Source organism: Bernardetia sp. ABR2-2B (assembly GCF_037126435.1).
Taxonomy (GTDB): Bacteria; Bacteroidota; Bacteroidia; order Cytophagales; family Bernardetiaceae; genus Bernardetia.
Genome location: NZ_CP147020.1, coordinates 5,255,844 through 5,281,935 on the forward strand (window position 1 = coordinate 5,255,844; position 26,092 = coordinate 5,281,935).

Consider the following 26,092-nt stretch of genomic DNA (forward strand, 5'->3'; position numbering starts at 1 on the left):
CTTAATAATTCCTCTTCAAACGAATCCAAATATCCGTATTTCTACCTTTATTATCAGTACAAGAGATTTTAGTTTTACCACTTTTATCTTGATTATCTGTAAACTCAAAAGGACTAAAGAAAACTCGTTCATTGGGCTTACTTTCTTTAAAAAATTTATCATTGATATACCAAAAAACACTACTAATATCAGAAGCCGTTCTGCATTCTAATAAAAGCTGTGTCGAATCATCATCTAAAATATATTCTCTATTTTCAAAAAGGGAAGTAATTTGAGGCGAATTTTTATCTTTAAAAATATGTGTACAGTTTGGATTGTGTGGTGGAACGCTTCTAATAGGTAAATTTCTATTTAGATAATAAGAAGTGAGTTCTGGTTTTATGTTTGGAAAATACTCGGTTTTGTATTGTGTGTTATCTTTTGGAAGACAAAAAGAACAATAAGTTATTTCTTCATTTTCATCAGTTTTATTTACAAAATTACTCACAAAAACCTTTTTCAAATGCTGACATTCATCACTTTGAGAAATCGTCGGAATATAAAAATCATTCAAAACACTCTCACAAAAATCAGCAGGAACTTTTCCAGTTTCACTACAAACTTTTCGCTCTTTTAAAGTTTTGGGTTGCTTTATTGCTTCATCTGTCGCTGCATAATCCACACTTCCAAAAAGCTGAAATAAAAGTGGTGTTGCTACCTGCGCTCCTGTCAGATATTCCGAACTCTGTCCATCAAAATTTCCCACCCAAACACCAATTGTATAATGTGCATTGTAGCCAATACTCCACGCATCTCTACGACCATAAGAAGTGCCTGTTTTCCAAGAAATTTTAGGTACATTCTTACTATTTTGATAATCAGAAGGAAAATCTGGACGTTCTACTTTTGTCAGAATATCTGAAATCATGTAAGCAGACTCTTCTGAAAGAAGTTGAAATGAAAAATTATCTTCTGCAATCGAATGACTAGAATTATTATTATTATTTGTAATCGTATTTTTCTTTAAATAATGAGGTTTTTCAAAAACTCCTTTTGTAGAATAAGCCGAAAAAAGTCCGACCATTTCCTCCAAAGAAACTCCACAACCACCCAAAGCCAACGAAAGACCTAGTTTGTGTCTGTCGGCTTCAATCTGACTAAAACCAGCATCCGAAAGCTTCGAAACCATCTTGAAAACGCTCAATTCTTTCAAAGTATTTACAGCAGGAACATTTAAAGAATATGCCAACGCAACTTCTACACTTACTTCTCCATTAAAATTCTTATCAAAATTTTCAGGTGTATAGCCATCATAATCAATCGGAACGTCAAGCAACTTTCGTTTTGGTGTCAAAAACCCTTCATCGAATGCCATTCCATAAATAAGTGGTTTTAATGTACTCCCAGGTGAACGATACGCTTGAATGCCATCCACTTGTCCACTATGCAAAGAATCATAAAAATCTTGTGAACCGATATAAGCACGAATTTCTTTTGTCTGGTTATCGACAACCAATATAGCCGAGTTATAAATGCCTAATTTACCTAATCTACGAGTGTAATTTTGAGTAATTTGTTCTACTTTTTGCTGAATTGTTCGGTCTAAAGTAGTTTCTAAAATATTTTGATTTGGATATTTTGAGTGTAGAAAAAAAGAGAAATGAGGAGCTTCTCGGTTCATTTTTCTAAAATTAATATCTAAAGGTTCTTCTAAAGCATCGTTTATATTTTCAGTTTTGAATAAATTATCGTTCTTAAAGCGCTTTAGCCACTTGTTTCGTTCTTTGATAATTTTTTGAACTGTAATCCAATAATCTTTATCCGAATTGGTAGAAAATCCTAGTGTTGTCGGACGATTTGGAACAATAGTAAGAGCCGTAATTTGTGCCAAGCTCAATTTTTCAGGTTCTTGACCAAAATAGAGAAGAGAAGCTGATTTTACGCCTTCGATATTTCCACCATACGGAATGAGATTGAGATAAAGCTGTAAAATTTCATCTTTTGAGTAATTTAATTCTAGCTGAAAAGCTCTAAATGTTTCTATGAATTTATTAAAATAGGTTCTTGATTTTGGATTCAGTAATCGCACAACTTGCATCGTAATTGTTGAAGCTCCAGAAGTTCGTCTTCCTGTCCAAATATTCTTGGCTGCTGCACGACCAACAGAAAATGGATTTACGCCAAAATGATAATAAAACCAACGGTCTTCTTTGTATAAAATAGTTTCTTTTAAGGTGGGACTAATTTCATCTAATTCAGTTTGAAAACGCCATTTGTCGTCTTTACTCAAAAAACCATATACTATTTTGCCTTTTCTATCCAAAATAAGTTGAGAATAAGAAATATCTAACTCAAAAGGAAAAAAATAATTGCATATGAAAAATAGAATTACAGTTGATGTTAATCCTATTATACTTATTTTGAGAATGAATTTTAAGAGTTTTTTTATCATTTTATTAAATTACGATTAACTATTGTCAGAGTTATTTTGGATTATCAAAAAACTACTTACAAAGTTTCTGCAAAAAATACTCGTCCATTTTTCGGTTGCACTACTGATTTGATTTTTAGAACTTTGAATCAATTAAAACTACAAAACTTTTTTGTCTTCTATCTTATACTTCTAGACATTTTTACTAAATAGGTCAGCCCCAAATGGCAGACCGTCTATTAAAATTAAATATATTACTACAAACGGTCTGCTCTACGAGGCTGACCTACACAAAAATAAAAAATCAATAGTTTTTGTTTAGTAGTGTATTTCTATCTTTAAAAAAATGAAAATTACAGATTCAAAACAAATAGCAACCTATTACAAAGCCTTAGTAGAGAAAAATGAAAATTTTGTAGGGATTTTCTTCGTAGGCGTGAAAACAACTTCTATTTTTTGTATTGCCAATTGCCGAGCTAGAAAACCAAAGTTAGAAAACGTAACGTTTTATACCACTTTTAAAGAAGCACTAAGCGAAGGTTTTCGTCCTTGTAAAATCTGTAAGCCTACTCAAAATGCTAATCAAGCTCCTAAAGAAGTAGAAAAAGCCATTGAGCTTGTAAAACAAAATCCTAAAGAAAAAATCTCTGATTATCGTTTGAAAGAAAATGATGTTAGTGCAAAAGTAGTTCGTAATTGGTTCAAAAAAAATTATGGAATGACTTTTCACGCCTATCAGCGTATGTATAGAATAAATACGGCTTTTCAAGAATTACAAAGTGGCAAACAAACTACCGAAACAGCTTTTGAAATTGGCTATGAGTCGTTAAGTGGTTTTGGTTATACCTTCAAAAAAATTATGGGAAATTCTCCGAAAAATAGTAAAACTGATACAGAAAAGACTACTGTTTTGATAAGCAGACTGACAACACCCTTGGGAGCAATGTTTGTTTGTGCAACAGAAAACGGAATTTGTTTATTAGAGTTTGCAGACCGAAAAATGCTAGAAACCGAATTTGCAGATATTCAAAAACGACTAAATGCTGTTATTTTGACAGGAGAAAATAAACATATTCTTCAAGCAAAAAAAGAACTGGAAGAATATTTTGAAGGTAAACGAACTGTTTTTGAAGTGAATTTAGAACCCATCGGTACAGAATTTCAAAAAATGGTTTGGGAAGGTTTGCATCAGATTGAATACGGAAAAACTCGCTCTTATCAAGAACAATCTGAACATTTAGGAAATCCGAAGGCAATTCGTGCTGTCGCTTCAGCAAATGGAATGAATAAAATATCGGTTATTATCCCTTGTCATAGAGTTATTGGAAAAGATGGAAAACTGACAGGTTATGGAGGAGGATTAGAGCGCAAAAAATGGCTTTTGATGCACGAAGATAAATATAATCCAAACAAAGAGGAGAGCAAAAATGAACTGCGTTTGTTTTGAAAATGCGTTATATGAAAGTTGTTAAAAATTTTTTATAAATTGTTTTCTGTTCATTAATATTTTACTTTTAGACATAATCTATTAAAATGATAAAAAAAATGCTCAAATACATTCTACTAATTACTCCGTTGTTTTTGATAAGTTGCGTCAAATCAAATCAATCTACTCAAGTTGAAGGTAATACCAACCTCTCAGAAATAGTTGATAATGCTGCAAAGGATATGATTAAACAACCACTTATCAATTCTACTTCTATCGCAATTTATTATAATGGAAATGAACACATCGGACACTATGGAGAGTTAGAAAAAGAAAAAGATAATAAGCCTAACAATACAACATTTTATGAAATTGGCTCTCTTAGCAAAGTTATGACAGGAACACTTGTAGCTAATGCTGTTTTAGAGGAAAAAATCAATCTTGAAGATGATATTACTAAGTATTTAGATGAAGAATATCCTAATTTAACTTATGCAGACCAATCTATAAAAGTAAAAAATCTACTAACTCACACAAGTAGATTTCCTAATATGCTTCCTATTGAACTAAATCCTATATTAGACAACTTTTTAGATTATGAAACTCCATCAAAGATAAATAAAGTATTAGAAAAGTATGATAAAACTAAATTTCTGAATGAATTACATTCTATTGAAATCGATTCTCAATTAGGAAAAAAATATTCATACTCAAGTGCCGCAACAGAACTAACTGCTCATATTTTAGAACAGGTCTATAAAACTGATTATGAAAAGATATTGACTAATTTTCTTTCTAAAGAAATAGGTATGATTAACACTAAAATTAATCTCAATGAAGAAGAATTAAAGAATTTGGCAGTAGGCTATCATGTTGATAATCCTAAATTTACACTTCCTATGGGGAAATTACCTTGGGGAGCAGGTGGTGGTATAAAATCTACTCTTCCTGATATGATGAACTTTATAAAATATCAGTTGAAAAATAATAAAGTTGTAGAAGAATCTCATAAAACATTATATCAAGTCGATTCAACTACTGAAATAGCTTATTTTTGGAGGGCAGATTTGTCAGATGAAAAGTTGGGGAAATATTATTTTCATCACGGAGGAGTTCCTAGGTCGCAGTGTTATATTTTTATTCTCCCAAAACATAATTTGGGTGCTTTCATAATTACCAATCAAAGTGGAACAGAAACAGCAAAAACAATGGCAACAACATTAGACAAAATATTTGATAAACTATTGAAAAAATAAATAAACTTTTCGTCATCTATCTTAAATAAAGACTATTGTGTATACCAAATAGACAATCGTATCGTATCTATGGGATTGATTTTTCTTTCCTTAAAAACATCTATCATTTTGAATAAGATTAGCCAATCACTTTCCTCTATATTCATATTTAGATGTTTTTCAAAATCAATACATTGGATTTCTTCATGCATTATATATGTATATCCAAAAGATGAATTGGGTTCATAGTTCTTTTCGTCTTCAATCTCTTTACGTAATTGCCAACAAGGGTTTTTAGGTAAACCTCTATTCTTTGCAATTGGTATTATTTGTGGGTTTGGATTTAAAAAGTCATTTGGATTGCCAAAAAGAAGAGACGTAATTTCATCTGTAAATTGAATTACAGAACTAATATCAATTAATCCTATCCACCCATAATCAGAATCAACATCTTCTTTATTGTGAAATGAACTAATTTCAACCCATCCTTGAATTGTTTTTGCCATTACGTATGTTTTTATTAGATATAAAAAAAAATAAAATTACTCAATTACATCCAAATTACTCTGTCTTTTTCTATTCAAAGTTAGTTTCAAAACATCTGGACGAGAATAATGTCCGACAGCATCAAAGTTTTGGTGTTCTTCCAATACCTTATTGAAATCTAATTCTGTAATAATTAGTTCTTCATTATTTTCATTGTCGTAAGGCGAAATAATCCATTCTCCATTTGGTGCAGCAATACAAGAACCACCATTTGCCAAAATATCAGGACAGTTTTCTAAAATAATATCCAAATGAGGTGTGTTTTTTGGAAAGTCTTCCTTTCGCATTAATCCAGAAACTGAAACAACAAAAGAACGTCCTTCTTTAGCCATAAAACGAGTAATATCTTCTGTATTGCGAATAGCTCCAGGCCAAACAGCAATATGCAAATCTTCGCCTAATCCGTACAGTGCAGTACGAGCAAGTGGCATCCAGTTTTCCCAACAATTCAATCCTCCGACTGTAAATTCTTTCAAAGAATGTACTTGCAAACCATTTCCATCTCCTGCTGCCCAGCTCAAACGTTCCTCAAAAGTAGGTTGTAGTTTTCTATGAACTGATTTTATTTCACCTTCTTTGTCGATATAAACCAACGAACAATAAATACTATGTCCACCTCTATCACTTGGGCGTTCAATAATGCCTAAATAAATAGCTATTTTATGAGTTTTGGCAAGGCGACAAATACTTTTTAAATCTCCTTTTTCAATATCGACAGCATTTTTGATATAATGAGCATTGATTTCTTTCTGGATTTGAGAGTTAAAAACAGAACCTTCCGTAATCGATAACCAAAATGGATAACCAGGTAGAAGAGATTCTCCAAAAACTACTAAATCACATTCCTTTTCTCCTGCTTTAATGATGTACTTTTCTATTTTTTCTATTGTCTTTTGCTTATTGAGCCAAACAGGAGCAATTTGAGCCATTGCTATTTTTAGTAAATTAGTTTTCATTTATAGAGTTAGATTAACTTTTTCTTATAAAATTAGCAATTTGTTAAAAAATAAAGCTATTTTTGTCATTATCCCTCCAAAAAATAGTAATAGGAAATAGCATAAATAAAAATGGATTTTATAACAATAGACTTCGAAACTGCCAATTCGTACAGAAATAGTGCGTGTGAAATAGGACTTACATTTGTCAAAGATAATCAAATTAGGGCAACAAAATCGTGGCTGATTCGTCCAAAAATCAATCGTTTTGACCCAATGAATGTTTCTATTCACGGAATTACGGCTGCTGATGTATGGGAACAACCTCGTTTTGACCAGCTTTGGGAATCGGAATTAAAAGATTTGTTAGAGAATCAGTTTTTGATAGCACACAATGCAAGTTTTGATTTTTCTGTGCTTCGAAAAACATTAGATGATTATAATTTGCCTTATCCTGATTTGTCGTATTCGTGTAGTTATTTGTTTGCCAAAAAGATTTGGACAGAGATGCCTCGTTATGATTTGAAGACCCTTTGCAATCAAAATGAAATTTATTTTCGTCATCATAGAGCAGGTTCAGATGCCGATGCAACAGCACAGTTAGCTATAAAAGGCTTTCAGAAAATGAATATTACTTGTCAAAAAACCTTTTCTGAAAAATTAGAAATTACAGTTGGAAAACTCTTTAAAGGTGGATATATTCCTTCTACAAATCACAAAAAAGCAAAGAGAAAAAGGACATATTAAAAATAAAAATAAGCTGTATGTATTCTGAAAAATTTCGTTCTACTATCTTAGAAGGTTTGTCAAAGGAACAAATTCCTCAAGAAATTTTATATCTCAATAAAGGAGCTACGAATTATTATCAAGCCTACGGACAAGGAAAAACAGTTAGTCAGACTTCGAAAGAAAGCTTTAGTCATTCTAAGTTGAATTATCTTGCTTTTGTTGAACATATCATAACTAAAACAAAACTTCAAAACCCAAGGATTAATCTTATCAGTTTGGGTTGTGGAAATGGTTTTCAAGAAAAGGAATTACTGAGAACATTAGTAAAAAGTGGATATACTGTTTCTTATTTCGGAGTGGATAATTCAGAAGCTATGCTTCAATTGGCTAAAGAAAATCTAAATGAGATTGATGTTATTCAAAACTTCATTTGTGCCGATTTTTGTTTGGAACAGGAAAAAATAAAGGAAAGTATAGAACCGTTTTTCGCATCTAAAAGTATTAATTTATCTATGTTGATGGGAAAAACGATTAGTAATTTTGAGCCAAGTAGTTTGCTTTCTGCTCTTCATAAATTACTTGTTACTTCCTATCAAAAAAATAATTTTTTGTGGTTAGAACTCTTCGGAAGACAGACAGAGAATTTATCTATTCAACATAAAAAAGTATCTTTTTCTGTTTTAGATGCGCTACAAAAGAGATATTCTGCTTATTTGGAAAATATTTTCATGCAAAAATTTTATCTCAATCCATTACAAGAATTAGGCATAAAGAACGAGAGGAAGAAAAATATGACACAAAGGTTTTTGAAGTTGCCTTTGAGTTTGAAAAAAAAGAAAGCGTCATAATCTTTGGAAAAGAATTTAATTTTATGCCTTCTCAAAAACTTTTGCTTTATCCTATTCGTAATTTTTATCTACCTACTTTTGAAAGTTTATTAGAAAAGCATTATTTTCTTATTGCAGAAAAAGAAGAGAATATGTATGCTGATGGAATTATCGAAGTGCAGTTTATGCTACAAGCAGAATAACAAAATGACTAACTTTTAGATTCAAAACAGAGTGCAATACTTTGATTGGTAGTATTTGAAATTATAATATCATCTGATTTTTTTGTATTTTTGGGTATAAAATGACTGTAAAAAGTCGCTCAAATACTACACAAATACCACCAATAAATACACTTAAAATGCTCAAAATTATTGAATGTCCTCGTGATGCGATGCAAGGCTTATCGCATTTTATAGATACAGATAGTAAAATAAATTATCTCAATTCGCTTCTTAAAGTCGGTTTTGATACGCTTGATTTTGGAAGCTTTGTTTCTGAAAAAGCAATTCCTCAAATGAGAGATACAGCTCAAGTATTAGAAGGATTAGATTTGTCTATGACTCAAACCAAATTACTGGCTGTCATTGCAGGGTATGGAGGTTTGAAACGTGCCATTGAGTTCGAACAGATAGATTATTTGGGTTTTCCTCTTTCTATTTCCGAAACTTTTCAAATTCGAAATACTAAAAAAACAATTGAAGAAGCTCTTGAGGTTGTGAGTGAAGCTCAAAACTTGTGTTTGAAAAATAATAAAACATTAGTTGTTTATCTTTCAATGGCTTTCGGAAATCCTTATAAAGAAGTATATGATGTAGAAATTGTAGATAAATTTATGAGGAAGTTAGACCAAATGGAAATCAAAATTGTACAGCTTTCTGATACAATTGGCTCTTCTACCAAAGAAAATATTATTCCTTTATTTGAATCTCTCAATAAAGAATTTCCTCATATAGAAATTGGTTCACATTTTCATTCTCCTCTTCGCACAGCAAGTGAAAAAATAGAAGCTGCTTATAAGGCTGGTTGTAGGCGTTTTGATGGCGCAATGCTTGGCTTTGGAGGTTGTCCGATGGCAAAAGATGAACTTACAGGAAACATTCCTACCGAATCTATTTTAGCTTTTGCAAATATGAACGAAATAGAAACAGGCTTAGATATGGTCAAATTTAGTGAATCATTAAATCAAGCTAAACAAGTATTTGATGAAAAAGTAATTGTTTAAGCAGAAAAATGACGTTATTTTTCAAGTAATTCTAAACAAGAAACTGTATTTTTGATTAAGTAAAAGTAAAACAGATATTATCATCTGTATAACAAAAATGAAATAAAAAACAATATAAACAGGCAGAGATGTCTGTTTTACATTAATATATTATGACCGACGTACTTATCATTGGAGGAGGACTTGCAGGACTTACGGCTGCTAAAAAATTACATGAAAGAGGACTTTCTGTTAAAATAATTGAAGCAACAGACCGAGTAGGGGGAAGAGTAAAAACAGACCTTATCAATGGTTTTCGTTTGGATAGAGGCTTTCAAGTTCTCTTGACGGCTTATCCAGAAACGCAACGAGCCTTAAATTATTCTAAACTCCAACTTCGTACTATCGATGCAGGTGCGCTTTTGCATACCGACAAGGGAGTTTTTGAGTTTGCAGACCCATTTAGAAACCCATCCAAAACGTTTTCTACACTTTCTAATCCGATAGGAACGTGGGCAGATAAATTACGTATGCTTTTGGTAAAAACAGAAATAAATGGAAAGGATTTGCATGAAATTTTCACACAGCCAGAAACTACCACTTATCAAGCTCTTAGACAAAATTATAATTTCAAAAGTTCATTGATAGAGCAATTTCTGAATCCATTTTTGGCAGGAATATTTTTAGAAAAAGATTTAGAAACCTCTAATCGAATGTTTGATTTTGTCTTTCAGATGTTTTCGAATGGAAATGGAGCAGTTCCAGCTTTGGGAATGGAAGAAATTCCTCGCCAATTAGCTAGTGTTTTGCCAAATGATGCCATTATTACTAACGAAAGAGTAGTTTCTATTAATAAAAATGTAGCTACTACGGAAAGTGGAAATGAGTTTGAGGCAAGAAGTGTTTTGATAGCGACAGAAAATAATGAATTTTCGCAGTCGTATAGAGCAAACCTAACACAAGATGCAACAACAAGAGGAACAACAAACCTGTATTTCTCAATGGATAAATCTATCGTAAAACGTCCTATTTTGTGTCTAAATTCTTTAGAAAATAGATTGGTAAATAACTTCGTTGTGATGAGTGATATTTCTTTGGACTACGCACCGATTGATAAGTCTTTACTTTCAGTTTCTATTGTTACAGACAATGAAAATAAAGATTTTACGGAAGAAGAACTCATAGAAAAAGCAAGACGAGAGCTAAGTTTTTGGTACGGAACACACGCCTACGAGTGGGATTTCTTAAAATCTTATTCTATTCCTGCTGCTCTTCCGAATCAAAACTCTGTCAAGCATACACCTTCTGTGGAAGATTTGAAAATACATGATGGCTTGTACCGTTGTGGCGATTATCTTTTGAATGGTTCTTTGAATGCTGCGATGCGTTCTGGGCGTTTGGTGGCGCAGCTTATTGGAGATGAGATTTAATGTATTTAAACCTATAAGATTTTTGAAAGTCTTATAGGTTTTGTGTTTTCAATACCTTGCTTAATTTGGAGGTTGAAGTAAATGAGATTTTTGAGTAACTTATATAGTTTTTAGATGCTTTTATAAAATCCTTTAATCATCATAACTTAACCTCATAAGTGCTTCTGTTGCATCAGCATCTCCTTGTTGAGCAGCTTTCCTATACCATTTTATAGCTTCTTTATAATCTTTTTTTACTCCCTGCCCATCTTCATACATCATTGCAATATTATACTGTGCATCAACATCTCCTTGTTCTGCTGCTTTGAGATACCACTCTGCTGCTTTTGTATCACTTTTTATAACACCTTTACCCTCTTCGTACATTAGCGCAAGATTATATTGTGCATCAGCATTTTCTTGTTCTGCTGCTTTGAGATACCACTCTGCTGCTTTTGTATCACTTTTTATAACGCCTTTACCTTCTTCATACATTATTGCAAGATTATATTGTGCATTGGTATTCCCTTGTTTTGCTGCCTTTAGATACCATTTTACTGCTTTTTTAAAGTCTTCTTTTACTCCTTGTCCGTGTGCGTATATATACCCAAGACTATTTTGAGCTATGGCATAATCTTGCTCAGCAGCTCTTTGATACCATTTTATAGCTTCTGTATAATCTTTTGTTATTTCTTCTCCGTATTCATATATTTCTCCAAGGCTATATTGTGCATTAGCATTTCCATTTTCAGCAGCCTTTAGATACCACTTTAGAGCTTCTTTAGAGTCTTTTTCCACTCCTTGTCCGTGTTCGTACATAAACCCAATATTATATTGAGCATCGATATCTCCCTGTTCAGCAGCTTTTCTATACCACTTTATAGCTTCTATGTAATCTTTTGTGATACCTATACCATCTGCATACAGCATTACAATATTATACTGAGCATCAACATCTCCCTGTTTGGCAGCTTTTAAATACCATTCTGCTGCTTTTGTATCATCTTTCTCGATTCCTTCTCCATCTTGATACATCATAGCAAGATTATATTGAGCATTTGCATTTCCCTGTTTGGCAGCTTTCTGAGACCATTTTATGGCTTTTGTATAATCTTTTTCAGTTCCTGTTCCATTATAATACATATTCGAAAGATTGTGTTGTGCTGCTACAAAACCTTGTTTGGCAGCTTTTTCATACCATTCTAGAGCTTTTGTATTATCTTTTTTAACTCCTCTTCCATGGGAATACATTAGGGCAAGGTTATATTGTGCATTAGCATTATTCTGTTTTGCAGCTTTATGATTCCATTTAAAGGCTTTTGGATAGTTTTTTTTAATTCCTATTCCTTTTTCATACATATAAGCAAGACCAGTTTGCGCTAATATATAGTCCTTTTGAGCAGCTTGTTTCATCAGTAAAAAAGCACTATCATACTTTTCTTTCTCGTAAAGCTGTTTTGCTTCTTGGTAAATACTCTCTGCTGTGATTTCTTTTTGAGCAAAAGTAAGAGAAGAAATAAGCAGAAAAAAGCTCAATAAGATGATTTTCATAATTAAAATTTGTTCAGTTATAATTTTCTACAACGAATAAATGAAAAGATTTTTTAATAAAAAAGCCAATCATTTTTCAATAATTGGCTTCTCAACTTTTACTAGTAGAATTTCATTAGGTTTTTAGTTATTTTCTAATGAAAAAACTCTTTCACTTTATCAAAAAATGAACGGTCTTGTTTGTCTAAGTCAGGTGCGAAATTATCAGAACCTTTCAAACGCTCCATTTCTTTTCTTTCGTCTTTAGAGAGCTTTTGAGGAATCCAAACATTTACATGAATGAGTTGGTCGCCTGTCTCGTAGGTATTATACGGACGAATACCTTTTCCACGTAATCTCAATATTTTTCCTCCTTGCGTACCTGCTTCTATTGGAACTTTTACGCTACCATCAATTGTGGGAACTTCAACAGTCGTCCCTAGAACAGCATCAGGGAAACTAATACACAAATCATAGTGTACATTTTTGCCTTCTCTTTTTAGATGTTCGTGTTCTTCTTCCTCAATAAGAATTAATAAATCACCTGCAACGCCTCCTCGTGGTGGATAGTTTCCTTTTCCTGCCATCGAGAGCTGCATTCCGTCATCAATTCCTGCTGGTAATTTGATTTCAGTTACTTCTTCTTTCATCTGAACACCTTCTCCACTACACGACTTACAAGGCGCAGTAATAATACTTCCTTGCCCATTACAAGAAGGACAAGCTGCCGTTGTTACCATTTGTCCAAGCATTGTATTGGTAACACGTCTTACCTGACCATTTCCATTACATTGCTTACAAGTTTCTTTCGAAGAAGCATCTTTTGCTCCCGAGCCATCACAGGTATCACACAGAACTTGGCGTTTTATTTTGATTTTTTTCTCTACGCCATGAGCAATTTCTTGAAGAGTAAGTTTGAGTTTTATACGAACAGAAGAACCTTTTTTCTGACGTTGTCCTCCTCTTCCTCCACCAAAAATATCATCAAAAGGAGAACCTCCTCCACCTCCAAAACCATTGCCGAATATATCTCCAAAATTAGAGAAAATATCATCAGCACTTTGGAAGCCACCACCTCCACCATTCATTCCTTGGTGTCCGAAACGGTCATATTTTGCCTTTTTTTCTGGGTTTCCTAGTGCATCATAGGCTTCGGCAGCTTCTTTAAATTTGTCTTCTGCTGCTGCATCTCCGGGGTTTTTGTCTGGATGAAATTTGATAGCTATCTTTCGATAGGCTTTTTTGATTTCTTCTGCTGATGAATTGCGTGAAACACCCAACACTTCATAATAATCTCTCTTGCTCATAACTGGTAATTAGTTTTCTATATAATTCTGTAAAGTAGTCTATTAGTAATTTCTATTGATTATTTTCCTGTTTTTTACATCAAAATTAGCTCAAGCATTAATGCTTGAGCTAATTTTGATAAGTAATGATACTACGCTCCTACAACTACTTTAGCAAAGCGAACTACTTTATCATTAAGAAAATATCCTTTTTCTACTTGATCAACTATTTTTCCTTTTAAATCATCTGAAGGAGCTGGTGTAGTTGTGATTGCCTCGTGTACATCTGTATCTAGTGGCTGACCAATAGGCGACTCCATTTCTTTAAGTCCTTGTTGTTCTAAGACAGAACGAAAACGCTTCTGTAAAATTCCGATGGCATCAAAGGCAATATCTGCTTTCGAATCTTGGTCTTCTGCTTGATTAATTGAACCTTCTGCACGTTGGAAGTCATCTAAAACAGGAATAAGTGCAGCCATCATGTTTTTATTGGCAAGTTGTTTATGCTCAATTTTTTCTTTTGCAGTACGACGACGAAAGTTTTCGAATTCAGAGTACAAACGCAAATGCTTGTCTTTCAATTCTAAAAGCTCGGCATGATAATCTGGTTCTGCTTTTACTTCTTCTGTTGAATTGTCAGTTTCTGCTGTTGTCTCTTCGTTTTTTTCTGCCGAAGTGTCCGAAGTAGTTTCTGAATTTGATTCTGTATTTAGATTTTCTTCTGTGTGATTAGTCGTAGAATCATTTTCAGAATTATTAGTAGTGTTCATAACGTTTATATTTTTGAGATAAAATGTCTTTTTTTTTATAAGTAAAATCAGAAATTATGGCTCTTATTTAGGTTTAAACAAGAATTAAAACAAGTGATTACGTATTTGATGATAGCGTAAAAAGTAAAAAAGAAGTTGTCAATTATTTATCTAAATGAAACTGATTTTTCTTTAAATATGCTATCAAAAACGCAATATATTTGCCAAAACAACAACTTTGTTTTTTGCGTGTCAGTTTGGCAGATTCTGATGTTTTTACCGAATCAAAAATAAAGTGATAAATTAAATTAATTATCTGTTAAAAGTTTGGTAATACTCTAAAAAAACCAAATAAAAGTTGGCTATTGGTTTGGTTTTTGAACATTTATGTTTAAATTACGTTGGAATTTTTTCTGTGTTGGAAAATTTCTGTTTTTAGTCTTATTTTTTCACTCCAAATCGCTCTCTTTAATAGATGAAAAAAGCCTACCTGCCATACACTTGCCTACTCATTGTTTTATTTTTTATATCTTCTGCTTTTGTTTCTTCCAATTCAAATCCTGATTTAGAAAGTGGCGAAGAAAAATTTATTCCCAAAACAGAAGTTGCTCCAAAACTTTTATCTGATAGATGCTCTCGCAATCGCTCTTCTTCTGCTTCTATCACACACGTAATGCTTCATTTTTGTAGTAATGCAGCTGTCAAACCAGAGAATCCATATAACTTAAAAGATATTTTAAATATTTTTGAAACCTATAAAGTTTCAGCACACTATATTATTGATAGAGAGGGAGTTATTCATCACTTAGTGAATGAAGATCGTGCAGCACATCACGCAGGAAAAGGACATTTATCACATGAAGGAAACAATCATCATAATGATTTGAACGGACGTTCGATAGGAATTGAGATGATGGCAATCGGAACGCAAAAAGAAATGTCAAAGTTTATTTCTACAGCTTCTTATTCAAAAATAAATAAAAATGATGTTGGTTTTACAGAAGCACAATACAAATCTTTAGCTCGTCTTTTAGAAGATATTGAAAGTCGTCATACAGATATTAGCCACGACCGTAAGCATATAGTAGGACACGACGAATATGCTCCTTCACGCAGAAGCGACCCAGGAAGCTTGTTTGATTGGAATAAGATTGGTTTGGCAGAAAAATAGAAGAATTGAAATTAGAAAAATAACTTTAAAAAGTCTGAATTTTTACGAAAGTTCAGACTTTTTTTGTAAAATAAATCAAAAACTTTTAACTTGTTTTAGTGTTATTTTAGTAAGTTTTATTTGAAATTAATACAACAAAAGTCATGATTATTAAAAGTTTATTAGAAATTGCATTTTATAGTTCTTTGTTAGTAGCCAAAAAAGTAGGTTCTACAATAGAAGAAAACTTACCTTTTTCGGAAAAGAAAGTCAAACCTGTTGCTCTAAGAACTGTAATAGCAACGCCAAAAGAAGAGGAAAAAGAGGTTATTAAAAAAGAGAAAGGAGCAAAAAAAGTAACTCCAAAAGAAGAGGCAAAAATCATGAACTATTCATTAAAAACTAAGAAAGAACTCTATGAAATAGCACAAGAAATAGACCTTGAAGGACGCTCAACAATGAATAAAGCAGAATTATTGAAAGCATTACAAGCACATTCTAAAAAATAAGATTGGTGCTATTTTGTATTTATTATTTGTACCATTACATAAAAAGAAAACCCACGAATTTATTCGTGGGGAAAGAACGTTCAAAATTTACAAATAGATTTCAATAAAAGCCTAATAGTTTTGTATCATTACTCTATCGTCGGGAATTTGCACATCAATAGAAAAAGAAACAGGAACGTCTTTTTTGGGCATATATCTCTCAAAATACCCACTTGCTTCTAATTCTTCTAGTGTTTTGCCTTCTGCTGCTGGGTCTTTTTTATCTGGGTTTGGTGTTACTCCAAAGAATCCTTTTCCAGAACCTGTAAGTTTGATAATTCCTTTTTCATTTACTTGAGAAACTTCTAATGTTCCTTCTTCTAAGCCCATCATTATCATTTCTCCATTTTCTGCAAACACTTTTGCGCTAATATTTGCTTGTCCTTTTTCTTTATCAGATTTCGAAACTACATAGCTTCCTGATAATTGGGTATTGCCTTTTGCTAATTTATAAATATCGATACCGACCTGTACTCTGTGTGGACTTGTAGGAAATACTGTTATGTTTACTTTTGCTTCGTCTTCTATACTTATCCAGTTCATTGTACTGTTTAAGCCATTTTCTGTGTCAAAACTATTTCCAGAATAGGTTTCTCCATTTCCAGTTACGGTTACACTTCCAGTTGCAGTAGAAGTTTCTTTCTTATTTTCTGTTTTGGTAGTTTGAGTTTCTTCTGCTGTTTCAGATGTTTTGTTTCCACAGTTACTAAACAAGAAAATGATGAGAACTGCAAACAATAAATTAATATTTCTATTGTATTTCATAGTTAGATTAGAATAAGTTTAAATGTCAATTAACTACTTATAAAAACAAAAAGTAAGAATAAATCGGCTCATTACAAAAAAAACAACTTCTTAAATGACAAATAATAAACTCTTCAATCCTACTCAAAAACCTATTGGAATTACTCTTTCTGGTGGTGGTGGACGTGCTTTAGTTCATTTAGGAATCTTGAAAGCATTAGAGGAAAAAAAAATACAGCCTCAGAAAATAAGTGGTGTAAGTATGGGAGGAATTATTGGGGCGATGTGGGCAGCAGGATATTCAGCTGATGAAACAACAAAAATATTCCATTCTGAAAGCTGGAAAAAATGGTTTAGACCTACATGGAGCGAAAATGGACTTATATCTATTCAAAAACTAGGTAAATTATTTAGTAAATACCTTCCAAAGACTTTTGAAGAACTAAAAGTTCCTCTAATTATTTCAGCTTTTTGTTTGCAGACTGCAAAAATAGAACGTTTCGAAAGTGGAGACTTAATCTCTGCTTTACTTGCTTCAATGGCTGTTCCTGCTGTTTTCTCACCTGTCAGAATTGGAAGATATGATTTTGTAGATAGTGGGTTGTTGGAAAATCTACCTGTAAAACCTTTTCAGAATGAACGGCAAGAATCAGATTATTTCATAATTGGTATTCACTCAAATGCTCTTACCGAAAATTTTATTCCTATCTCCACTCGTTCGGTTATAGAAAGGTATTTTCAAGCTGTGGGTGTGTTTTTTGTACAAGGAGATAGTAAGAACTGTGATGTGTATATCGAACCTCAAGAAATTGCTACCGTAAAATTTTCCAATATGGATATTGATAAAGCTTATCTAATTGGATATAACTACACAACAAAATTTTTAAATGAATTTGATATTCAAAGTGTTTGATTTATTTTTTAGTGATAAAAACATCAGCTACTATATTTGAAAGAGAATTTTGAAACCTTAGAAGTTGAAATTTATTGATTGGATTAAATAAAATAACTATTTTGAAGTTTATGAGTAAATGATTTTCCTATATAACAATCAAACCCTTTTTTTTATGAAAATTAGAGAACTAACATTATTTACAAATAGGCTAACAGACCAGCTTTATTTTTATAAAAAAACGCTTGGATTCGAAATAAGCAAAACGAGTGTTCGAAATTTTACTCTACAAATAGGTTTTACTAAAATTACTTTCGAATCTAGTGAGCAAAAACATACGTATCACTATTGTTTTCTTATTCCATCTAATCAATTAGAAGCAGCTATAAAATGGTTGAGTAGTAGATTGGACATTATAAAAATTGAAGACGAAAGAATTATTCAGAACTTTGAAAGTTGGAATGCTGATTCTATTTATTTTTATGATGGAGCTAAAAACGTTGTTGAGTTTATTGTGCGTTATGACCTAAAAAATGAGCATAAGAATGAAACAGGTAAGAAAGAGTTTGATTTATCTCAAATCCTTTGTGTAAATGAAATTGGAATGCCTACCAAAAACATAGAAGAACTGAATCAAGCATTAGAAAAAGAATTAAATACAAAGTTTTGGAAAGGCGACTATGACCGTTTTGGTACAAATGGAACACAAGACGGACTATTTTTATTACCTAATTATGAAGTTAAAAAAGAGTGGTTTCCAACAGACACGCCACTAGAATCTTCTCCTTTTTATGGAATTTTTGAAGTAGGAGATTACTTATATGCAATGCAGTATAGGAAAGAAAAAATGAATGTTTTTGATAAGATGAAACTATAAATAAAATTTTACATACTAGCTCCTACAAACATAAAAAACACAAGTACAAAACCAAATAAAGCTAAGGTAATCAGCGTAATTATTCCTGCAAACTTAAAAAGTGATTTTAAATTTTTTAATCCTTCCTCTAACGTTCTATTATCTGAATGGCGTATAGATTCTTGGGTTTTTTGAGCAAATAAAAATAAATACAAAGAAGGAACAAAGTAAGATAAAGCGATTAAGAAATAGAGCATAGAAACGCCTATTTTTGTACTTAACATACCAAAACCCCCTAGTTCTCTATTAAACTCAGACAAATCTGTGAACAGAATAGCCAAAATAAACAAAACCATAAGGGCTGTAAATAGAAAACCCAAAATAGCTACTATTTTTCCCCAAAAAGCTGCCGTAGCAAGAAAGTTTTTCGAACGGTTAGTAATTTGAAATCCTGTTTCTGAATAAAAAGAATCTTTATCTAAAAAATTATCGTTTTGCATGTGTTATTTTTAATAAGTAGGGGAAGCGTGTCTAATTCGTCTAGGAGCAGTATTTAGAAATGAAATCACTTCATCCAAATTATCAAAATGTTTTGCTCCATTAGCAATTACCATTTTAGTAACGGCGTTCATAGATTTTATTTGTACGGCATCAAACTCTTTATCTCCGTCTTTTGTCAGAAAGCAAAAAAGCGTTTTTTTAGGTCTTTTATTCGAATCATCTACAACCTCAGCCACTGAATAAACTCCCTTCATCATTGGAGTAAGTACATACAGACAATACTCACAATGTTCTCTTTCATACAATTCTTTTTTGTAAGCTTCATCGTTCCATTCTTCTACAACAGGGTCAAAATAATCTATATGTAGGCGAGGCATTACATAATTTCTCCACCTTGAACCGTTCACTGTTCCTCCTAAAAATACTTTTGGCATTTTTTTGTTTTTTTATAAAGTAAATTGGTGATTTTAATTAATTGAAGTTTTTTTATCATTGTTATTTGATAGTTCATCTTCTTCTTGTGGGATAGGATTTTTTGCTTGTTTGTCAGTCTTTTTATCGATTTGTTTCCAACGTTGTGTTTCAGAGTTAAGAATAGCTTCAATTTTTTCTACTAAAAGAGGAAAAGCATCAGCTTCATCATAGGGTTCACTACGTGTCATATACATATAACGTTCATGACGCATCATTTCGCACGTTACACGATATTCTTTCCATAATTTATGATGTTCGTCAAGTTCTAAAAAGCTATTCATAATTACTAATGCCACACCAGCTAATGCAGCAATGACTTGAAGGTAAACACCCAAATCATTTTCTTGAACAATTTTAAAAGCTCCAAAAGTAATTACGACAGGAATAAGGGCAGCAATAACTGATTCAGTTCTTTTAATACGCTTGTATTTTGATTTATTTTCACTACTTTTTCTGTCATACCACTCCATTTGAGATACCAAACGCTCATTTATATATTCTTCATCACTCATTAGAGCCACAGTTCTTTCTTGTGGGTTGTGGTTGTATGATTGTCCTGAATATTTCTTTTTAGAAGAAAGGTTTTCAGTAGAGGAATTATTATTTTCCATAAAAAAATAAGTAGTTAATTGGAGTTAAGTTATTATGTAGTTGATTTTGATAATCAAAATATATCAAAAAATAGAATCAAAAACCAATTTAGATTTTAATTTCCTTAATTTTTTTTAAATTTCATTCAATATATCTTAAAACATAATTGTTTGTATGCGTTCATCATTCATAAAGTTCAAAAATTCTTTTCCCTTTTTCTGATGAGAAAGGTAAAGCATATTTCGCTGGTCGTCAAATAAATCCATCAAAATCATATTCTTTATAGAAATGGATTCTTTTTCATCTGAACTTTCTTTTTCCACAACTCCGTACACCCAAACTACATCTCCTTCAAACTCTAGCCCAATATAATTTATTTCTTTTTTTTGAGAATTAATTTTTAAATCTACTACCTTTTTTAGATAATCATAAATATATCTATCAATATGCTTATGTTGTGTTTTAGTAGAAAGATTAGGTTTTTGTTTCTGAAAAGCAATTTCATAATTCTTTCGAAGAGCTTTTTCCAAATCATCTATAAAAATTTTATGAGAGATTTGAATTTCTGTTTTGTCTTCTTTTACTCTGAAATCCATTTCCGTAATGCTCAAATGCATAGCATGTTTTGGAATGAATGAAAAAAGACAAAAAGTTAGTAATAAAATAGTGTATAAATGTCGTTGGTGAGGACACCAAAAACGGTTATTTATTGTTGAATATTTATTTTTTGACATGTTTTTATTTAAGTTATTTTGCTGACTTCCTCATGCTAAAGCATAAGGTACGTTTTTCTCAAGCTAAAGCGTAAGCTACATTATATTCCTAATTCCCAATATCTTCCTCTTCATCATCAAGCATTTCGATATCATGAATCAAGACACGTTTCGAAATTTGCTGACCAGTAGAAGTTGTTGCAAGTCCTCCCAAAGCTGTTTCTTTGTATCTACTTTCCATACTTTGCCCTATTTCTCCCATTGCTGCAACGCATTCATCAACAGGAATAACAGCATTTACATTAGCAAGCGAAATTTGAGCCGAAGAAAAAGCAATTGCTGCTGCACTTGCATTCCTAACTACACAAGGCACTTCTACCAGACCAGCCACAGGGTCGCAAACCAAACCCAACATACATTGAATTGTAATTGCCACAGCTCCAAAAACTTGATTTATATCTCCTCCCAAACAATAAACCATTGCACCAGAAGCCATTGCTGCTGCACTTCCTGTTTCTGCTTGACAACCACCCACAGCACCAGCCAAAGAAGCATTTTGTTCGATAATAAGCGCAATCCCAGCAGCTACTAAAAGCCCTTCTAAAATTTTATGTTCTTCTATTCTGTGTATTTCTTGTAATGTATAAAGCGTCCCAGGTAAAATACCCGAAGCTCCTGCCGTCGGTGCAGCTACGATACGTCCCATACAAGAATTAACCTCTTTTGCTGCCAACGAACGAGCTATCAAATGTTGAAATTCTAATGACAAAACAGGCGTAGGATAACGATAAACTTTTTTTGCACCATTATTTATCATTCCAGAACGAGAAATCATTTCTTCTTTTAGACCTGTTTCGACAGCGTCTTTCATTACTCCAAAGGCTTTGCTAAGGTTTTCGAAAATCTGTGTTTCGGATTTCCCTCTAAGTTCTGTTTCATAATCTAAAACAGATTTATAAAGAGGTTCATTATTAGCTTCGCAATGTGTTTGCCAGTCTTTAAAGGAATCGAATAATAAGGACATAATTTTATTTTTTTGTGTTGTGTATTCTACATGATGAACCGTCAAAGAGGCGTCGCCGTCGTTGAGGTTTATAAATTTAAAAATCCTCGTTTGACGGCAGAGCCTCAATGACGGTTTAGCATTTAATGATAAGCTAAATTACCAAATTTCTATCTATTCGTATAATAAAATGAAATTGGTTTTGGTTTTTTATATTTGTAAAATAGCTTTCATCATTAAAAATTCTTCAAAATGAAAAAATATATTCTGACTTTTGTGTTTTTCTTTTATTGCTTTTTGAGTTTTGCATCTGGTTTTTCTAATATCAATTTTTATACTGGAAAAGCTGAATTAAATAATGATTCTAAATATGAGTTAGATAAAATAGTAGAGTATTTGAAAAATGCGTCTTCTTCTTGTCTCAAAATACAAGGACACACAGATTTTTATGAATGTGAGGATTCCTTAGATGCTATTCTTTTAGGGTGGAAAAGAGCATACAATTCACAGCAATATTTAGTAAATAGAGGAATTAATAAATGTAGGTTATCTATTCAATCGTATGGAAAAGACAGCCCTACTGTTCCAAATGTAGTTAATGGAAAAGAAAACGCAGCAAATAAAGCAATCAATAGGAGAGTAGAGTTTATTCCAACATATAAAAAATATAGGTTGTATGCAGCTAAAAAATTAAGTTCGGTTGATTCTCTATTAAGATTTACAATCAAATTTAATGAAGATTATAAATTTTTGGAAAATAGCCAACTTGTTATTTTTGGTACAACTGATAGAAAAAACATGAAGAAATTTGATGATTACATGACAGATTTGGGTAGGCATTTAATTGTAATCAAACTTTCAAATGAAGAGAATTATATTTTTGAAGATACTTTTTTATTGAGTGAATTAGTAAAACAAAATGCACATTTAGGGTTAGACTTTGCTTATTTTATAGAGGAACGTAAAATTGATAAAACGTTTGGTTTTTATGCTTGTGTGCTTGAATGGACGTGTGAAGAATGACTTTACAACGAATAAAACAAAGCAGAACATAAACCGAATTATATTCTGCTTTAAAAAATAAGTGAAGTTATACCACAAATTACTTTTCGGCTACAATGACAATATTCCAAGCTAATCTATTTATTAGAGGAATTTTTAATAAAAAATTATCTAAAGCTGAAAGAGGCTTAAACCACCAACCGATTGTTTTTTCATTTTCTTTATAAATGCGTTTCCAATAACGCACTTTATTAGGATTATAGCGTTTTATCAAATAATAATATAAGAATAACCAAAGTGTAGAAAGCCAAAATTCTTTGTGATGAACATTGGAAAAAGTAGCTTTATATTTTTTTAGAATATCAAAACCCAAAGGCATCTCATCAATCGTCCTGACATCCATTGCCATTTTTCGATAGATATTTATGACAGGATTATACTTTATTGGGTCCCAAGTATAGAGTTTCCCTCCTTTTCTTAAAAACTGATGAATATTTTCTAACCAAATAGTATGTTCTGTTTCTGGAACATGGTGCATGAGGTTTGCACAATAGACAATATCAAAATAATCTTTCTCAAAGACCATTTTTTCGGCAGGAGAAATCACAACATTAATTTTTACTCCGTATTGTTTGGCCAATTCTTTTGCAAGTTCGCCCATTTGTGGAGAAATATCTGTATAGGTAACTTCTGCACCTTGCATAGCAAAATAAACCGAGCTTTCACCCAATCCTGCACCCACATCAAGTATTTTTTTACCTTGAAGGTTGCCCATTTGCTCAACCATATATCTATTTTCGATGGCACAAAGTCCTTCAAAAAGTGCTACTACATCTATTTCTGCAAGGTCTTCGGAAGTTGCCCAATCATCATGAAAATCAGCTTCTCTTTTGTGAAGGTCTTCATGTTTTCCTTGTTGCTCTAATTCTGTATTGCTAATTGCCATAAAACAGCTTTTTCTTTATGAATAAATAAGTATTCAAATTACGAATTGAAATTTTATGCAAAAATACGGAATTATAACTAAATCATTTTTATTAAAAATTAATAAGAGTTATTTTGCTTTTTTATTCTAACAATTTCATTCAATTTTAGCTCTAAATTTTTTATGTAATCTAATGTCTTTTTGGGTGCAGGTTCTCTTCTATACAATTCTCTTTCGTTGTCTTTTCTAATATCAATTTCTTGCAAAGGACGTTCTCCTAATTTTATTTTTGTTCCGTTTTGTTTTGCAATATAAACTTCTAAGATAATCAGATAATAATTTTCATCTGCTGTGGAAGTTCGTTTTGTTTCAAATTGTAATTCTGTTACTTCCGAAAAATTGATTTTTATAGCTTTTGTAAATGGTTGTTCTCTTACAAAAAAGACTTTATTAGTTGTATCAATGATGGTTTCTCGTAAGGGTAAAAAATAAACAGCTAAAGTAATTACAAAAAATAGTATCCAAACAATGCTTCTAAAAATAGTATTAGTTACTTTATTATCTTTAAAAGCTGAAAAAGGAATATAAATAAGTGTCATCAAGACAAGCCAAATAACAATTGCAAAAAGTAGTCGCCAACTACTATTTACACGAACTAAAGGAGTATTGAGAAAAATATACGAATCTGTTGTAACATATGCCCACCACGAAAAATATTCATTTTGAAAAGGCAATAAGATTTGTTCGATTTCTGTATCAGCAAAATGACTTAGTAAAATAGGAATTCCTTTTGCTAATCCAATCAAAAATAGAATTATGGCTACTAACCAAATCCAAGCAGAGTAAGAGGCTTTAGTTTGTTGAGTATCTTTCATAAAAAAAAGAAAATTTAGAAGAATTAATTTTGTAAATCTAAAAAATAGGTAAATCTTTAATCATTTTATAAGAATTTATATCGTTTTTTTTCTCAAAAATGCCCAGTTGCATACCATTAGTTATCATAACAAAAGGCGCATCAATACAATAATTATAGACAGCTACCTGCGAAAAAACATCAGAAGAAAGCGAAATATGAGCAGCCTTACATTCTACCACCAAAAAAGGTTTTCCTGTTCTATCAAAAATCAAAATATCAGTTCGTTTTTTGCGCTCTTGAAAATGATGTTCACTCTCTATTTGCATCAAGTTTTTAGAATAGTTTTGAGAAAGCAGAAAATGAATGACATGTTGTCTAACCCATTCTTCAGGAGTAAGAATAATCCATTTTTTTCTTATTATATCAAAAATTTGATATTTATCAGCTTGTTTATTCGGACTATTATCAGCAAGTTTGTCAGTAGTGTTTTCTACTTGCTTGATTTTGGCTTCAAAAGAAGGAATACTAAGTTTTGGAAGTTTGGCAAACACGTTTTATAAAATTATATAAAGATTTATATGTATTTTTGAATAAATGAAGACTAGATTTTTACTAGAAAAATAAGTAAACAAGCTATTTTCTATTAAAATATATCTTCTAAAATCTAAATTTATTAATTAAACACACAACTACATTGGGAAAAAATTATAATACTTCGTATGAAGAAGACCACTCACAACATGACATGTCTAAAAAAGAAAATATTGTCAAAGATTGGTTACCACGTTATACAGGGCGCAAGTTAGAGGATTTTGGTGAGTTTATTTTACTTACTAATTTTATTGGTTATGTAGAGCAGTTTGCTGAGCGTTTTGGAGTAGAGGTAATGGGTAGAGATAAACCTATGCAAACAGCAACGGCAGGAGATATTACAATTATTAATTTTGGAATAGGGAGTGCAATGGCTGCGACAGTTATGGATTTGCTTTCTGCTATTGAGATAAAAGCATTATTATTTTTGGGTAAGTGTGGAGGTTTGAAAAAGAAAAATGAACTAGGAAGTTTCGTTTTGCCTATTGCTGCAATTCGTGGCGAAGGAACAAGTAATGATTATTTACCGAGTGAAGTTCCTGCTTTGCCTTCTTTTCGTATTCATAAATCAGCTTCTATTGTTATCCGTAATCATCAATTAGATTATTATACAGGAACAGTTTATACAACAAACCGTAGAGTTTGGGAACACGATACAGGTTTTAAAAAATACTTGGAAGATATGCGTGTAATGGCAATTGATATGGAAACAGCTACTATTTTTACAGTGGGTTTTGTCAATGAAATTCCTCGTGGTGCGCTACTTATGGTATCAGATAATCCAATGATTCCAGAAGGTGTAAAAACTTCAAAGAGTGATTCGGCAGTTTCGGCACAGTTTGCAGAACGTCATTTACAAGTCGGAATCGAAACTTTACAACGTATCGCAAAATCAGGCGAATCGATGAAACACATGAGATTTGAGTAATTTTTCAATGCCGTTGTTGGTATTTTAGCGAA

28 protein-coding genes are annotated in these 26,092 nt (G+C 31.9%); 13 read left to right on the top strand and 15 right to left on the bottom strand.

Features of this window, described 5'->3' with window-relative positions; translation table 11 throughout:
• Position 1: 1 nt before the first annotated feature.
• Positions 2–2,431, bottom strand: coding sequence for a penicillin-binding protein 1C (gene pbpC / locus WAF17_RS22140; protein WP_338764568.1), 2,430 nt, complete (start codon positions 2,429–2,431; stop codon positions 2–4).
• Positions 2,432–2,756: 325 nt separating this feature from the next.
• On the opposite strand from pbpC, the gene WAF17_RS22145 reads away from it, so the two are divergent.
• Positions 2,757–3,857 carry a methylated-DNA--[protein]-cysteine S-methyltransferase gene (locus WAF17_RS22145; RefSeq protein ID WP_338764570.1) on the top strand — a complete coding sequence of 367 codons (1,101 nt, stop codon included), beginning with the start codon at positions 2,757–2,759 and terminating at the stop codon, positions 3,855–3,857.
• 98 nt (positions 3,858–3,955) lie between these two features.
• The gene (locus tag WAF17_RS22150; protein ID WP_338764571.1) at positions 3,956–5,092 is read left to right on the top strand and encodes a serine hydrolase domain-containing protein; all 1,137 of its coding nucleotides are present in this window, start codon (positions 3,956–3,958) and stop codon (positions 5,090–5,092) included.
• Positions 5,093–5,124: 32 nt separating this feature from the next.
• On the opposite strand, the gene WAF17_RS22155 is transcribed toward WAF17_RS22150, so the two are convergent.
• Both WAF17_RS22155 and WAF17_RS22160 read right to left on the bottom strand, forming a co-directional pair.
• Positions 5,125–5,577 (bottom strand): hypothetical protein, encoded by a 453-nt coding sequence (locus tag WAF17_RS22155; protein WP_338764574.1) that lies wholly within the window; start codon positions 5,575–5,577, stop codon positions 5,125–5,127.
• Positions 5,578–5,613: 36 nt separating this feature from the next.
• On the bottom strand, positions 5,614–6,573 hold the full coding sequence (locus WAF17_RS22160) for a carbon-nitrogen hydrolase family protein (RefSeq protein WP_338764577.1): 960 nt from the start codon (positions 6,571–6,573) through the stop codon (positions 5,614–5,616).
• Between the two features lie 111 nt (positions 6,574–6,684).
• Between WAF17_RS22160 and WAF17_RS22165 the strand changes: the two genes are divergently transcribed.
• The 5 genes from WAF17_RS22165 to WAF17_RS22185 all read left to right on the top strand — a co-directional run bounded on the left by WAF17_RS22165 (position 6,685) and on the right by WAF17_RS22185 (position 10,742).
• Complete coding sequence (locus tag WAF17_RS22165) at positions 6,685–7,299, top strand: 3'-5' exonuclease (protein WP_338764580.1); 615 nt, start codon at positions 6,685–6,687, stop codon at positions 7,297–7,299.
• Positions 7,300–7,316: 17 nt separating this feature from the next.
• On the top strand, positions 7,317–8,129 hold the full coding sequence (locus WAF17_RS22170) for a class I SAM-dependent methyltransferase (RefSeq protein WP_338764583.1): 813 nt from the start codon (positions 7,317–7,319) through the stop codon (positions 8,127–8,129).
• Positions 8,130–8,152: 23 nt separating this feature from the next.
• On the top strand, positions 8,153–8,311 hold the full coding sequence (locus WAF17_RS22175) for a hypothetical protein (protein ID WP_338764585.1): 159 nt from the start codon (positions 8,153–8,155) through the stop codon (positions 8,309–8,311).
• A 158-nt stretch (positions 8,312–8,469) separates the two neighbouring features.
• Complete coding sequence (locus tag WAF17_RS22180; protein ID WP_338764586.1) at positions 8,470–9,333, top strand: hydroxymethylglutaryl-CoA lyase; 864 nt, start codon at positions 8,470–8,472, stop codon at positions 9,331–9,333.
• A 152-nt stretch (positions 9,334–9,485) separates the two neighbouring features.
• Positions 9,486–10,742, top strand: a complete 1,257-nt coding sequence (locus WAF17_RS22185) for an NAD(P)/FAD-dependent oxidoreductase (RefSeq protein WP_338764587.1) — start codon at positions 9,486–9,488, stop codon at positions 10,740–10,742.
• A 132-nt stretch (positions 10,743–10,874) separates the two neighbouring features.
• On the opposite strand, the gene WAF17_RS22190 is transcribed toward WAF17_RS22185, so the two are convergent.
• The 3 genes from WAF17_RS22190 to WAF17_RS22200 all read right to left on the bottom strand — a co-directional run bounded on the left by WAF17_RS22190 (position 10,875) and on the right by WAF17_RS22200 (position 14,307).
• Positions 10,875–12,272 (bottom strand): tetratricopeptide repeat protein, encoded by a 1,398-nt coding sequence (locus tag WAF17_RS22190; RefSeq protein WP_338764590.1) that lies wholly within the window; start codon positions 12,270–12,272, stop codon positions 10,875–10,877.
• Between the two features lie 134 nt (positions 12,273–12,406).
• Positions 12,407–13,558: a molecular chaperone DnaJ gene (gene dnaJ, locus WAF17_RS22195; RefSeq protein ID WP_338764593.1), complete on the bottom strand. Its 1,152-nt coding sequence runs from the start codon at positions 13,556–13,558 to the stop codon at positions 12,407–12,409.
• A gap of 131 nt (positions 13,559–13,689) precedes the next feature.
• Entirely contained in the window at positions 13,690–14,307 is a 618-nt protein-coding gene (locus tag WAF17_RS22200; RefSeq protein ID WP_338764595.1) for a nucleotide exchange factor GrpE, read from the bottom strand.
• Between the two features lie 454 nt (positions 14,308–14,761).
• On the opposite strand from WAF17_RS22200, the gene WAF17_RS22205 reads away from it, so the two are divergent.
• Positions 14,762–15,457, top strand: coding sequence for an N-acetylmuramoyl-L-alanine amidase (locus WAF17_RS22205; RefSeq protein WP_338764597.1), 696 nt, complete (start codon positions 14,762–14,764; stop codon positions 15,455–15,457).
• A 143-nt stretch (positions 15,458–15,600) separates the two neighbouring features.
• Positions 15,601–15,945, top strand: coding sequence for a Rho termination factor N-terminal domain-containing protein (locus WAF17_RS22210; RefSeq protein ID WP_338764599.1), 345 nt, complete (start codon positions 15,601–15,603; stop codon positions 15,943–15,945).
• 111 nt (positions 15,946–16,056) lie between these two features.
• On the opposite strand, the gene WAF17_RS22215 is transcribed toward WAF17_RS22210, so the two are convergent.
• On the bottom strand, positions 16,057–16,749 hold the full coding sequence (locus tag WAF17_RS22215; RefSeq protein ID WP_338764601.1) for a hypothetical protein: 693 nt from the start codon (positions 16,747–16,749) through the stop codon (positions 16,057–16,059).
• Positions 16,750–16,843: 94 nt separating this feature from the next.
• Between WAF17_RS22215 and WAF17_RS22220 the strand changes: the two genes are divergently transcribed.
• Both WAF17_RS22220 and WAF17_RS22225 read left to right on the top strand, forming a co-directional pair.
• A complete protein-coding gene (locus tag WAF17_RS22220; RefSeq protein WP_338764603.1) occupies positions 16,844–17,641 on the top strand; it encodes a patatin-like phospholipase family protein in 798 nt (265 codons plus the stop codon).
• Between the two features lie 154 nt (positions 17,642–17,795).
• Entirely contained in the window at positions 17,796–18,497 is a 702-nt protein-coding gene (locus WAF17_RS22225) for a hypothetical protein (RefSeq protein ID WP_338764605.1), read from the top strand.
• An 8-nt stretch (positions 18,498–18,505) separates the two neighbouring features.
• Here WAF17_RS22225 and WAF17_RS22230 read toward each other — a convergent pair whose 3' ends face one another.
• The 5 genes from WAF17_RS22230 to sdaAA all read right to left on the bottom strand — a co-directional run bounded on the left by WAF17_RS22230 (position 18,506) and on the right by sdaAA (position 21,779).
• A complete protein-coding gene (locus WAF17_RS22230; protein ID WP_338764608.1) occupies positions 18,506–18,976 on the bottom strand; it encodes a DUF5362 family protein in 471 nt (156 codons plus the stop codon).
• Positions 18,977–18,985: 9 nt separating this feature from the next.
• Positions 18,986–19,411: a hypothetical protein gene (locus WAF17_RS22235; protein WP_338764610.1), complete on the bottom strand. Its 426-nt coding sequence runs from the start codon at positions 19,409–19,411 to the stop codon at positions 18,986–18,988.
• 33 nt (positions 19,412–19,444) lie between these two features.
• A complete protein-coding gene (locus WAF17_RS22240) occupies positions 19,445–20,062 on the bottom strand; it encodes a DUF4231 domain-containing protein (protein WP_338764613.1) in 618 nt (205 codons plus the stop codon).
• Positions 20,063–20,197: 135 nt separating this feature from the next.
• Positions 20,198–20,776 (bottom strand): DUF6702 family protein, encoded by a 579-nt coding sequence (locus WAF17_RS22245; RefSeq protein WP_338764615.1) that lies wholly within the window; start codon positions 20,774–20,776, stop codon positions 20,198–20,200.
• Positions 20,777–20,864: 88 nt separating this feature from the next.
• Positions 20,865–21,779 carry an L-serine ammonia-lyase, iron-sulfur-dependent, subunit alpha gene (gene sdaAA, locus WAF17_RS22250; protein ID WP_338764617.1) on the bottom strand — a complete coding sequence of 305 codons (915 nt, stop codon included), beginning with the start codon at positions 21,777–21,779 and terminating at the stop codon, positions 20,865–20,867.
• 231 nt (positions 21,780–22,010) lie between these two features.
• Here sdaAA and WAF17_RS22255 point away from each other — a divergent pair, with 231 nt between their 5' ends.
• The gene (locus tag WAF17_RS22255) at positions 22,011–22,781 is read left to right on the top strand and encodes an OmpA family protein (RefSeq protein WP_338764620.1); all 771 of its coding nucleotides are present in this window, start codon (positions 22,011–22,013) and stop codon (positions 22,779–22,781) included.
• Positions 22,782–22,860: 79 nt separating this feature from the next.
• Here WAF17_RS22255 and WAF17_RS22260 read toward each other — a convergent pair whose 3' ends face one another.
• From WAF17_RS22260 to WAF17_RS22270, 3 genes are all read right to left on the bottom strand, one after another.
• Positions 22,861–23,706, bottom strand: a complete 846-nt coding sequence (locus WAF17_RS22260) for a class I SAM-dependent methyltransferase (protein WP_338764622.1) — start codon at positions 23,704–23,706, stop codon at positions 22,861–22,863.
• Positions 23,707–23,804: 98 nt separating this feature from the next.
• Entirely contained in the window at positions 23,805–24,560 is a 756-nt protein-coding gene (locus WAF17_RS22265) for a hypothetical protein (protein ID WP_338764624.1), read from the bottom strand.
• 37 nt (positions 24,561–24,597) lie between these two features.
• The gene (locus WAF17_RS22270; protein WP_338764626.1) at positions 24,598–25,092 is read right to left on the bottom strand and encodes a type I restriction enzyme HsdR N-terminal domain-containing protein; all 495 of its coding nucleotides are present in this window, start codon (positions 25,090–25,092) and stop codon (positions 24,598–24,600) included.
• Between the two features lie 194 nt (positions 25,093–25,286).
• On the opposite strand from WAF17_RS22270, the gene WAF17_RS22275 reads away from it, so the two are divergent.
• The gene (locus WAF17_RS22275; RefSeq protein WP_338770235.1) at positions 25,287–26,060 is read left to right on the top strand and encodes an AMP nucleosidase; all 774 of its coding nucleotides are present in this window, start codon (positions 25,287–25,289) and stop codon (positions 26,058–26,060) included.
• Positions 26,061–26,092 lie beyond the last annotated feature (32 nt).